Origin of the sequence: Okibacterium sp. HSC-33S16 (genome assembly GCF_024171565.1) — a bacterium.
Classification (GTDB): domain Bacteria; phylum Actinomycetota; class Actinomycetes; order Actinomycetales; family Microbacteriaceae; genus Mycetocola_A.
Map to the genome: position 1 here is coordinate 733,350 of NZ_JALJZZ010000001.1, position 11,010 is coordinate 744,359.

Below are 11,010 nucleotides of genomic sequence, written 5' to 3' on the forward strand. Positions count from 1 at the left end.
CGGAAAATTTTTCCGGGGCATCCGTCGTTTCATCGTCCTGCATGTTGGTGACGGCAGGACGAGCGCCGGCACGCGATATCTGCCCACGGCGAACAGGGCCCGAACCGGCGGTTCACCTCCGATAGATTCGTTTACACGCAACAACTGAAATGGAGCGCGACATGGCCGAACTGGCACTGCCGAACAGTGTTTTTGACCGACTGCTGAAGGATCGCATCATCTGGCTCGGCGCAGAAGTACGCGATGAGAACGCCAACGAGATCGCCGCGAAGCTGTTGCTGCTTGCGGCTGAAGACTCCAAGCGCGACATCTACCTCTACATCAACTCTCCGGGCGGTTCGATCACCGCAGGCATGGCGATCTACGACACCATGCAGTTCGTACCGAACGACATCGTCACCGTTGGAATCGGAATGGCCGCATCGATGGGCCAGCTGCTCCTGACGGCAGGAACCAAGGGCAAGCGGTACATCACCCCCAACGCGCGCGTGCTTCTGCACCAGCCGCACGGTGGATTTGGTGGAACCGCGAGCGACATCCAGACCCAGGCTCAGCTCATCCTCGACATGAAGAAGCGCCTCGCTGAGATCACCGCTGCGCAGACCGGCAAGACTGTTGAGCAGATCAACGCCGATGGTGACCGCGACCGCTGGTTCACCGCACAGGAAGCCCTGGAATACGGATTCGTCGATCACATTCGTGAATCCGCAACGGACGTCGCCGGTGGCGGCGGCACTGACGCGAGCTAAGCGCTGAGAGACAGAAGGAAAAGAATTATGGAAACCCCTACATTCCGCGCAGCAGGCAACCTCCCGCAGGCCGCAGCGGCGATGCCGAACTCTCGCTACATCCTCCCCAGCTTCGAGGAGCGGACGGCATACGGCTACAAGCGCCAGGACCCGTACGCGAAGCTCTTCGAGGACCGGATCATCTTCCTCGGTGTGCAGATCGATGACGCATCTGCTGACGACGTGATGGCGCAGCTGCTCGTTCTCGAGAGCATGGACCCTGACCGCGACATCGTCATGTACATCAACTCGCCCGGTGGTTCGTTCACGGCCATGACGGCGATCTTCGACACCATGCAGTACATCCGGCCGCACATCCAGACCGTCGTGCTCGGCCAGGCGGCATCCGCTGCTGCAGTGCTCACCGCGGCTGGAACTCCCGGCAAGCGGCTTGCACTGCCCAACGCCCGGATCCTCATCCACCAGCCCGCCGTCGGTCAGGCCGGACAGGGACAGGCGTCGGACATCGAGATCCAGGCAGCGGAAATCCTCCGTATGCGTGTGTGGCTTGAGGAGACGCTGTCTGCCCTGTCGAACCGCTCCGTGGAGCAGGTCAACAAGGACATCGATCGCGACAAGATCCTCTCGGCAGCCGAGGCACTCGAGTACGGCCTCATCGACCAGGTGCTCACCAGCCGCAAGAGCCTTCCGGCTCTGGTCAAGGGCGCCTAAGCACCACGATTTATTGATGGGACTCGAGACACGCTCTCGGGTCCCATCGTTAATTTCGCGCTACGCGAAGGCGATTGTGTCCTACCGCGCGCCGGATACGCCCCGATGTCGCATGTTCGGGTTAGGCTCAAGTAGCGGATAGCCAGAAGAGGAGAAAAACTGATGGCACGAATCGGTGAGAGCGCCGACCTGCTCAAGTGCTCCTTTTGTGGCAAGAGCCAGAAGCAGGTTCAACAGCTGATTGCTGGACCGGGTGTTTACATTTGCGACGAATGCGTTGAGCTGTGCAACGAGATCATCGAAGAGCGACTCGCTGAAGCGGGCGAGGTCGCTGCGACCGAGTTCGAACTGCCGAAGCCGCGCGAGATCTTCAACTTCCTCGAGGAGTACGTGATCGGTCAGGAGCCTGCCAAGAAGGCGCTCTCCGTCGCGGTGTACAACCACTACAAGCGCACACGCGCACGGTCAACCCTGACCAGCGCAGACTCGATCAGTGAAGATGTCGAGATTGCCAAGAGCAACATTCTGCTCATCGGTCCGACCGGGTGTGGCAAGACGTACCTTGCCCAGACGCTTGCCAAACGACTCAACGTTCCCTTTGCGGTCGCTGACGCGACGGCCTTGACCGAGGCAGGCTACGTCGGCGAGGACGTCGAGAACATCCTCCTCAAGCTCATTCAGGCCGCGGACTACGACGTCAAGCGCGCGGAAACCGGCATCATCTACATTGACGAGGTCGACAAGATCGCCCGTAAGGCGGAGAACCCGTCGATCACCCGCGATGTGTCGGGTGAGGGCGTTCAGCAGGCCCTGTTGAAGATTCTTGAAGGTACAGTCGCTTCGGTTCCGCCCCAGGGTGGGCGCAAGCACCCTCACCAGGAGTTCATCCAGATCGACACGACCAACGTGCTCTTCATCGTTGCCGGCGCATTCGCGGGGCTTGAGGAAATTATCTCGTCCCGCGCGGGCAAAAAGGGCATCGGGTTCGGCGCTCCGCTGCACTCCAAGGGCGACGACATGAACCTCTTCAGCGAGGTTCTGCCGGAAGACCTTCACAAGTTCGGGCTGATCCCCGAATTCATCGGTCGTCTTCCGGTCGTCACCACGGTGACCCCGCTGGACCAGGATGCTCTTATGCAGATCCTCACGGTGCCGAGGAACGCGCTCGTTCGCCAGTACCAGCGGATGTTCGAGCTCGATGGAGTTGAGCTTGAGTTTGAGCAGAGCGCCCTGGAAGCGATCGCTGACCTTGCCGTGCTGCGCAAGACTGGTGCCCGCGGGCTGCGAGCAATCCTCGAGGAGGTCCTCGGCCCCGTCATGTTCGACGTGCCGTCGACCGAAGAAGTCGCACGTGTGATCATCACTCGCGAGTCGGTGCTTGAAAACGCCGCGCCGACGATCGTTCCTCACAAGCAACGCCGGCAGGAAAAGTCAGCCTAGCCTCACTCGGTCAGGCCACGACGCGCGAGAAGCGGCTCGATGCGTGCGTTGCGTCCGCGGAACGTTCGGTAGGCCTCCAGCGGGTCCCTGCTGCCGCCGACGCCGAGCAGAAGCTCGCGGAAGCGGTCGCCGTTGGCACGGGTGAGACCACCGTTCTCGGTGAACCACTCGACCGTGTCGGCGTCGAGCACTTCGCTCCAGATGTAGGAGTAGTAGCCGGCGTCGTATCCGCCGGAAAAAGTGTGAGCGAAGTAGGTGCTCGCGTACCGCGGCGGTACGGCCGGATTGTCGAGACCGACGGCGGCGAGAGCCGCTCGTTCGAACGACTCCACATCGAGCACCTGGTCGGTCGGAGAGATCCGGTGCCAGGCCTGATCGAGGAGCGCAGCCGCCAAATACTCACTCGTGGCGAAGCCCTCGTTAAAGGTGACCGCCTCGCTGAGTTTCGCGACGAGATCCGCAGGCATCCGTTCGCCGGTGTCGACATGTACCGCATAGTTTTCCACGACCTCCGGCCAGAGCATCCACATCTCATTGACCTGGCTCGGGAACTCGACGAAATCGCGATAGACATTGGTACCCGCGAACTTGGGATACGTCACCGTCGCGAAAAGTCCATGCAGGGCGTGCCCGAACTCATGGAAAAACGTCGTCACCTCGTCAAGGCTGAGCAGCGTTCGCTCGCCTGCGGCGGGTTTGGGCACGTTGAGGTTATTGACGACAACGGTGGGCGAACCCAACAGTCTGTTTTGCGAAATCAGGGAATTCATCCATGCGCCGCCACGTTTCGAGTCGCGCGTGTAGAGGTCGAGGAGATACAGGCCAACCGGCGAACCATCCTCGTCGGTGACCTCAAAGATACGCACGTCCGGGTGGTAACCGACCAGGTCAGTGCGTTCGGCGAAAGACACCCCGTAGAGCCGGTGAGCGGCGAAGAAGATACCGTCGACGAGCACGCGCTCGGCTTCAAAGTATGGCCTCAGCTCCGACGAGTCGAGAGCGAAGCGCTCCGAGCGCACCCGTTCGGTGAGGTACGCCCAGTCCCAGCTCTCCACCGGAGTGGACTCTCCCTCAGTGCCGACGATTGCCTGCAGATCCGCCTGCTCCCGGCGGGCATTGCGCGCGGCGGCTGGCGCGAGTGACTCGAGCATCGATGCGACGTTTTCCGGCGTCCGGGCGGTCTGGTCGGCCGTCACACAGGCGGCATGCGACGCGAACCCCAGCAGAGTGGCTCTCTCCGCACGAAGCCGCGCAATGTCGAGCACCAGCTGACGGTTGTCATATTTTCCACCACGGATGCCACGCGCCTGCGAGGCGCGCATCACCCGTTCGCGCACATCCCGGCGAGTGAGGCTCGCTAGTGCCGGGTGACCGGTGGGCAGCACGAGGGTGAGGAGGTAACTGTCGTGGAGTCCGCGCTCGCGAGCGGCTTCCGCCGCTACCGAAACTTCGCCCGCTGACAGACCGTCGAGTTCAACCTTGTCGGTGAGAACAACAGCGAGCTCATTGGTGTCTGCGAGGAGGTTCTTCTCGAAGCGGGTGGTGAGAGTCGAAAGCGTCGCATTGACCTCACGCAGCCGATTTTTGTCCTCGTTGCTGAGGTTCGCGCCGGCCAGGGTGAACTCGGTGTAGTACCGCTCGACGAGATAGCGCGACTCGTCGTCAAGGTCGAGCTGGTCAAGGGTGTCGTGAAGCGCCCGGATTCGGCCATAGAGCGCCGGGTTTAACCGAATGGTGTCCGCGTGAGACGCAAGCCGCGGAGCGATCTCCTGCTCAAGCGCTGCCGTCGTGTCGGTCGAGTCGGCGGAACACTTGTTGAAGAACACCGCACTGACTCGCTCGAGGATCTGGCCCGACCGTTCCAGTGGGATCATGGTGTTCTCGAAGGTTGGCGCGTCCACGCTCGCGACGAGCGTGTCAATCTCGGCCCGCTGTTCGACCATGCCGGCCTCAAACGCGGGGGCGAAATGCTCGTCCCGAATCTCTCCGAACGGGGGCAGCCCGGAGGGGAGGGAGCTCGGAAAGAAGAACGGGTTGGACGCGTCAGCCATGATCCCACCCTAGGCCCGTCATCTGGGCCAAGAGGCCTTCAGCGGACGCATAGGCTGGAGCTATGGCAATTTCCGAGCGCTACACGCTGGGGCACCACGAAAGCGTTCTGAGAACGCACAGCTGGCGCACCGTTGACAACTCCGCCGCATACCTTGCGCCCTATCTCGTTCCGGGCGTCCAGGTTCTCGATGTGGGCAGCGGGCCCGGAACCATCACGATTGACATCGCCCAGCGAATCACGCCGGGGTCGGTGATCGGAATGGACGCCTCAGCCGACGTGTGCGTCTCGGCGTCGACGCTCGCGCGCGACAGCGGAGTGATGAACGTGGACTTCGTGGCTGGCGACGCATACTCCCTCGACTACCCGGACGACACCTTCGACATCGTTCACGCCCATCAGGTGCTGCAGCATGTCGGTGATCCCGTCGCAGTGCTCCGCGAAATGCGCCGTGTCGTCAAGCCGGGCGGAATCGTCGCGGCCCGCGACGTGATTTATGGCGCCGCTAGTTGGTATCCGCTTCTGCCTGGTCTCGACACCTGGATGCGGGTCTACCAGTCACTGGCACGCTCGAACGCGGGCGAGCCCAATGCCGGACGTTCACTCAAGGCATGGGCCATGGAGGCGGGCTTCACCGAGGTGGAAAGTACAGCGTCGATCTGGTGCTTCTCCACGGACGACGATCGCGACTGGTGGGGAAGTGCCTGGGCCGAACGCGCCGTCGGGTCGAGCTTCGCGGAGCAGTCGATTGAGACCGGTGCAGCATCGAAGGAAGAGCTCGCGGAGATCTCGACCGCGTGGACGGAGTGGGTGTCCGATGACCGCGGCTGGTACGCGATGCCGCACGGCGAGATCCTAGCCCGGAAGTAGCACGAGGGACACGGCACCGCTACCCCCGCCCCGAGGGCGATGAGGGGACTACTGTTGCCGGGTTGCGTCAGGCCGTCAAAGGAGTTTCATGAGTCAGAGTGCCCCCGCCGGTTCTCCTCACACTGACAGGTACATGAAGTATCGCTGGTGGGGACTTCTCGCTATCAGCTTGGGCGTTGCCCTGATCATCATGGACTCCACGATCGTCTCGGTCGCCGTCCCATCGATCGTCGATGACCTCGGCATCTCGAGTACCGAAATCCAATGGGTGCAGGAGATCTACACCCTGCTCTTTGCCGCGTTGCTGTTAACGTGGGGCAGAATCGCCGACCGGGTCGGTCGTCGCCGAATCATGCTCATCGGTGTCGTAATCTTCCTCGTGGCCAGTGTTGTCTGTGCGCTCTCCGGAAACGGGGCCGTGCTCATCGGCGGTCGAGCACTTCAGGGACTCGGTGGTTCGATGATCCTGCCGACCACCCTCGCCTTGCTCAACGCCAACTTCCACGGCCGCGAGCGCGGTATCGCCTTCGCCGTGTGGGGATCGACCATCGGTGGGATGGCCGCCATCGGCCCACTCGCCGGCGGCTGGCTCACTGAGAACGCCAGTTGGCGCTGGGCGTTTGGGATCAACGTGCCGGTGGGCGTGCTGATCATCGCGGGCCTGCTGCTCTTCGTCGCGGAGTCGGCTGAGGCTGTGACCAGTGCTGCGCAACGGCTCGATGTGAGCGGGGCGCTGCTCTCCATTCTGGGCTTCGGCGCCCTGGTGTTCGGCCTGATCGAAGGTCGAAACTATGGTTGGTGGGTCGCTGAACCGGAGGCACCATTCGATGTGGCGGGGCTCTCGCCTGTTCCGTGGGCGTTCCTGGTCGCCGTCGCCGCTCTCACCGCTTTCGTCCTGCTGGAAAGAGCGCGCACCCGAGCCGGCAAAGGCGTCATCCTCGACCTCTCACTGTTCCGAATCTCATCGTTCGCCAACGGGAATATCACGGCCCTCATCGTGAGCTTCGGCGAATTCGGCTTGATCCTGTCGCTACCACTGTGGTTCCAGAACGTACTCGGCTACACGGCCTTTGAAGCCGGTCTTGCACTCGTTCCGCTCGCGGCCGGTTCCTTTCTGGCCAGTGGCGCCGTTGCAGGCCTCGCGCGGAGATTCTCCCCGATTGTCGTGGTGCGGATGGGACTCAGCCTGGAGATCCTCGCTATTGCCGCACTCGCGCTCCTCATCCGTCCTGACAGCACAGCGTGGCTGACGTCGCCGGTCCTTTTCGTCTATGGCATGGGTGTCGGTCTCGCCACCGCCCAGCTCACGAGTGTCGTCCTCGCTGATGTTCCGGTGGAGCGAAGCGGCCAGGGGTCAGCAACGCAGAGCACAGCGCGCCAGACGGGATCCGCTCTCGGCATCGCCGTACTCGGAACGGCGTTCTTCAGCACGCTCAAGATCGGAACAGAGAACCGCTTGACGGACGCGATTGCGGATAACCCTCAGGTTCAGTCGTTGGTGGACTCGGTCAACGCCAGTTCAGGGGGCAACATCGCCTCCCTCGGGGCGGACCCGTCGACGGCTTTCATAGCTGATGCTGCTCGCGCGGCCATGACCGACGGAACATCCCTGGCTGGCTGGATTGCGGCGGCCGCACTTGTCATCGGTCTGATTTCGAGCCTGCGAATCAGGTCGACTCCCGCCGGAGTGACGGCGGACGCACCGGGCGCCAGCCGGTAGGGCCGCGAGGGCGACGAACTATTCTTCGTCGTCCTCGCTGGCGTCATCCTGCTGACGAATGGTTGCGGATCCCGTCGACGGGTTGAAGGTGATCCGTGTGCCATCGTCGAGTTCAACGATCGGCAATCGCTCCAGCCAGGTCAGAGTCCAACGCCAGCCGGCCGTAGGAACGTCTTCTGCGCGCAGTTCATCCTCGACCGTTCGAACGGCTGCGACGATGACGTCTGGGAGTCCCGTTGGTGGCGGGTCGCCAACGGACCACCGCGTCCCGAGCTGCATGACCTTAGCCCTGCACCTGGAGGTCGTAGGTGACCCACTCGGTACGGTCAGCGACCTTGTCGTAGAGAATCTGCGCTTCGTCGTTGTCTGGAGCAGTGATCCAGCGGACGATTCCTGCACGCTCGGACCGCGCGATATCGGTGACGCGCTCGATGAGAGCGGTCGCGATGCCGCGGCCACGTGCGTCTGGAGCGACGAAAAGGTCGTCGATGTAGATTCCAGTGCCGCCGGCGAGGGGACGTGCGAAGGTGCGGTAGTGGGCCAGACCGACCAGCGCACCGTCCTCGTCCTGGGCCACGAGGGCAGAGACCCCGTGGAGGTTCTCCGAGATCCAACTCCAGACAAGCAGCGCCTTTTCGTCGGACACCGGGGTGCCGTAGAAGTCACCGTAACTCGCGAACAGGGGCAGCCAGTTGAAGAAGTCGCGGTCGGAGACCGGTCGAATGTTAAACGTCATTGTTTCTCCTTAACTCTGGTTCGACGTCGGGGCGTCGTCGACCGGGGCAAACTCGACTCCGGTGACGGTCACGTCTTCTCCCGGAGTGAATGTGAGTCTAACGATACGGCCGACCGCCTTGAGATCGGATTCTGCCTGACTGAGGAGCGCAATCTGCTCGTCGGTTCCCGAAATGGTCGCCTCGGTCAGGGTCGCCTTCTGTGACGACTTGGCGTCGGTCTTGGCGCGACGGATGCTCGTGAGCGCCTGTCCGGCGAGGTCGAGCAGTTCCGGCTTACCGGTTGAGGAGAACTCGTCGACCGTCGGCCAGGATGCAGCGTGCACCGAGCCGGCGTTCCACCAGGACCATGCTTCGTCAACGGCGAACGGGATAAACGGCGCGAACAGGCGAAGAAGCACGCTGAGCGCTTCGCGAAGCGCTGCGACAGCGGACGCCTGGCCGGGGTTCGCAGCGTCGTACGCGCGTTCCTTCACCAGTTCGAGGTAATCGTCACAGAACGTCCAGAAGAACGACTCGGCCGTTTCAAGCGCGCGGGCGTGGTCGTAGGACTCAAACGCACTGGTCGCGTCAGCGACAACGGTGCGGAGGGCCGCGAGCATGCTCAGGTCGATGGGCTCGGTCACCGCAGCGTCCTCCGCAGCCTCGAAGCTGAGGATGAACTTCGATGCGTTGAGGACCTTGATGGCGAGGCGTCGCCCAATCTTGATCTGGGTCGGGTTCTGCGGGTCAAACCCGGCGTCGGTGCCCAGGCGCGATGACGCTGCCCAGTACCGGACGGCGTCTGAGCCGTGCTTCTCCAGGATGTCGGCGGGGGTCACAACGTTGCCCTTGGACTTCGACATCTTCTTGCGGTCAGGGTCGAGGATCCAGCCGGAGAGCGCAGCGTGCTCCCAGGGCTTCTCGTTGTACTCGAGCACCGAGCGAAGCATGGTCGAGAACAACCAGGTGCGGATGATGTCCTGGCCTTGCGGGCGCAGCGAGTACGGGAACACGAGGTTCCACAGTTCGGGGTCACGCTCCCAGCCACCCGCGAGCTGCGGCGTGAGCGAGGAAGTGGCCCAGGTGTCCATGACGTCGAGCTCACCGATGAACCCACCGGGCACGTTGCGCTGTGATTCGTCGTATCCCGGAGCGGTGTCGCTCGGCGGGTCAACCGGAAGCGACGCTTCATCGGCAACGATCGGGGAGTCGTAGACCGGGTTGCCGTCGGCGTCGAGCGGGTACCAGAGCGGGATCGGTACGCCGAAGAAGCGCTGGCGAGAGATGAGCCAGTCACCGGTAAGCCCACCGACCCAGTTCTCGTAGCGCACGCGCATGAAGTCGGGGTGCCACTCAAGCTCGTTGCCCAGTTCGATCAGGCGGGAACGGAGTTCTTCGTCGCGCGCACCGTTCTTGATGTACCACTGGCGGGTCGACACGATCTCGAGCGGCTTGTCGCCCTTCTCGAAGAACTTCACGGCGTGGGTGATTGGCTTGGGGTCGCCGATGAGCTCACCGGACTCCTGGAGCAGTGCCACAACGGCCTGCTTGGCGCTGAAGACGGTCTTACCGGCCAGTTCGCGGTACGCGGCCTGTCCTTTTTCGCTAGTAATGACATCCGGTGCGTCACTGATGATTCGACCGTCGCGACCCATAATTGTGCGGTTGGGCAGGTCGAGTTCACGCCACCAGACGACGTCGGTCACATCACCGAATGTGCAGATCATGGCGATGCCGGCACCCTTGTCAGGCTGGGCGAGGTGGTGCGCGAGCACGGGAACGTCGACACCAAACAGTGGCGTCGTGACCGTCGTGCCGAAGTACTGCTGGTAGCGCTCGTCGTCGGGGTGCGCCACAAGCGCGACACACGCGGGCAGGAGCTCAGGACGGGTGGTTTCGATCTCGATCGTCCCGCCATCGGGCTTCGCGAAGGCAAGCCGGTGGTACGCGGCCGGCTGCTCTTTGTCTTCGAGCTCAGCCTGGGCAACGGCGGTACGGAAGGTCACATCCCAGAGGGTTGGTGCCATGGCCTGGTAGGCCTCGCCCCGCTCGATGTTGCGAACGAAGGCGAGCTGGCTCGAGCGAATCGAGTCATCACCGATGGTGCGGTAGGACTGGGTCCAGTCGACGGAGAGACCGAGGTTGCGCCAGAGTGCTTCGAACTGCTTCTCGTCCTCAACGGTGAGGCGTTCACACAGTTCGATGAAGTTGCGACGTGAGATCGGCTTCTGGTCGGCGGCTTTGGCGCTCTTGCCGTCTCCACCTTCGAACGGAGGCACGAAGTCAGCATCGTAGGGAAGGGTCGGGTCGCAGCGCACACCGTAGTAGTTCTGCACGCGCCGCTCGGTCGGTAGACCGTTGTCGTCCCAGCCCATCGGGTAGAACACCTGTTTACCCTGCATGCGCTGGAACCGGGCCACAACGTCGGTGTGTGTGTAGCTGAAGACGTGCCCGATGTGTAGCGAACCGGACGCGGTGGGCGGCGGGGTGTCGATCGAGTAGACGCACTCGCGGCCACCCTCGCTCGCTGCCTGGCGGTTGAAGGCGTAGGTGCCGTTCGACTCCCAGGTCGGGCCCCACTTGGCCTCAAGGCCCTCGAGTACGGGCTTGTCTGGAACGGATGAGGTCATGGGTAACTCCGGTTCGATATGGGCGGCACCGTGTGTACGTGCCTGAGTGTCGGGATGCACTCCATGGTAGCGGAGCCGGAACACAGCAACCCGGCACGGGCGCCCTGCGGCGATGTGGCGGCGG

At 62.8% G+C, this 11,010-nt stretch carries 9 protein-coding genes; 5 read left to right on the top strand and 4 right to left on the bottom strand.

The window, feature by feature from the left end:
* Positions 1-161: 161 nt before the first annotated feature.
* From L1277_RS03565 to clpX, 3 genes are all read left to right on the top strand, one after another.
* Positions 162-749, top strand: a complete 588-nt coding sequence (locus tag L1277_RS03565) for an ATP-dependent Clp protease proteolytic subunit (RefSeq protein ID WP_253374957.1) — start codon at positions 162-164, stop codon at positions 747-749.
* Between the two features lie 27 nt (positions 750-776).
* Positions 777-1,460, top strand: a complete 684-nt coding sequence (locus L1277_RS03570; RefSeq protein WP_253374958.1) for an ATP-dependent Clp protease proteolytic subunit — start codon at positions 777-779, stop codon at positions 1,458-1,460.
* Between the two features lie 162 nt (positions 1,461-1,622).
* Positions 1,623-2,900, top strand: coding sequence for an ATP-dependent Clp protease ATP-binding subunit ClpX (gene clpX / locus L1277_RS03575; RefSeq protein ID WP_253374959.1), 1,278 nt, complete (start codon positions 1,623-1,625; stop codon positions 2,898-2,900).
* A gap of 2 nt (positions 2,901-2,902) precedes the next feature.
* Here clpX and L1277_RS03580 read toward each other — a convergent pair whose 3' ends face one another.
* Entirely contained in the window at positions 2,903-4,951 is a 2,049-nt protein-coding gene (locus tag L1277_RS03580) for a M3 family metallopeptidase (protein ID WP_253374960.1), read from the bottom strand.
* Positions 4,952-5,013: 62 nt separating this feature from the next.
* On the opposite strand from L1277_RS03580, the gene L1277_RS03585 reads away from it, so the two are divergent.
* A complete protein-coding gene (locus tag L1277_RS03585; RefSeq protein WP_253374961.1) occupies positions 5,014-5,820 on the top strand; it encodes a class I SAM-dependent methyltransferase in 807 nt (268 codons plus the stop codon).
* An 88-nt stretch (positions 5,821-5,908) separates the two neighbouring features.
* Positions 5,909-7,540, top strand: coding sequence for a DHA2 family efflux MFS transporter permease subunit (locus L1277_RS03590; protein ID WP_253374962.1), 1,632 nt, complete (start codon positions 5,909-5,911; stop codon positions 7,538-7,540).
* Positions 7,541-7,558: 18 nt separating this feature from the next.
* On the opposite strand, the gene L1277_RS03595 is transcribed toward L1277_RS03590, so the two are convergent.
* The 3 genes from L1277_RS03595 to valS are packed head-to-tail and all read right to left on the bottom strand — an operon-like array spanning position 7,559 to position 10,886.
* The gene (locus L1277_RS03595) at positions 7,559-7,819 is read right to left on the bottom strand and encodes a hypothetical protein (protein ID WP_253374963.1); all 261 of its coding nucleotides are present in this window, start codon (positions 7,817-7,819) and stop codon (positions 7,559-7,561) included.
* Between the two features lie 4 nt (positions 7,820-7,823).
* Positions 7,824-8,276, bottom strand: a complete 453-nt coding sequence (locus L1277_RS03600) for a GNAT family N-acetyltransferase (protein ID WP_253374964.1) — start codon at positions 8,274-8,276, stop codon at positions 7,824-7,826.
* 9 nt (positions 8,277-8,285) lie between these two features.
* Entirely contained in the window at positions 8,286-10,886 is a 2,601-nt protein-coding gene (gene valS, locus L1277_RS03605; RefSeq protein WP_253374965.1) for a valine--tRNA ligase, read from the bottom strand.
* Between the last annotated feature and the right edge of the window lie 124 nt (positions 10,887-11,010).

Coding starts and splice junctions, on each gene's coding strand:
- L1277_RS03565 (WP_253374957.1), top strand. CDS start 162: ATGGCCGAACTGGCACTGCCGAACAGTGTTTTTGACCGACTGCTGAAG.
- L1277_RS03570 (WP_253374958.1), top strand. CDS start 777: ATGGAAACCCCTACATTCCGCGCAGCAGGCAACCTCCCGCAGGCCGCA.
- clpX (WP_253374959.1), top strand. CDS start 1,623: ATGGCACGAATCGGTGAGAGCGCCGACCTGCTCAAGTGCTCCTTTTGT.
- L1277_RS03580 (WP_253374960.1), bottom strand. CDS start 4,951: ATGGCTGACGCGTCCAACCCGTTCTTCTTTCCGAGCTCCCTCCCCTCC.
- L1277_RS03585 (WP_253374961.1), top strand. CDS start 5,014: ATGGCAATTTCCGAGCGCTACACGCTGGGGCACCACGAAAGCGTTCTG.
- L1277_RS03590 (WP_253374962.1), top strand. CDS start 5,909: ATGAGTCAGAGTGCCCCCGCCGGTTCTCCTCACACTGACAGGTACATG.
- L1277_RS03595 (WP_253374963.1), bottom strand. CDS start 7,819: ATGCAGCTCGGGACGCGGTGGTCCGTTGGCGACCCGCCACCAACGGGA.
- L1277_RS03600 (WP_253374964.1), bottom strand. CDS start 8,276: ATGACGTTTAACATTCGACCGGTCTCCGACCGCGACTTCTTCAACTGG.
- valS (WP_253374965.1), bottom strand. CDS start 10,886: ATGACCTCATCCGTTCCAGACAAGCCCGTACTCGAGGGCCTTGAGGCC.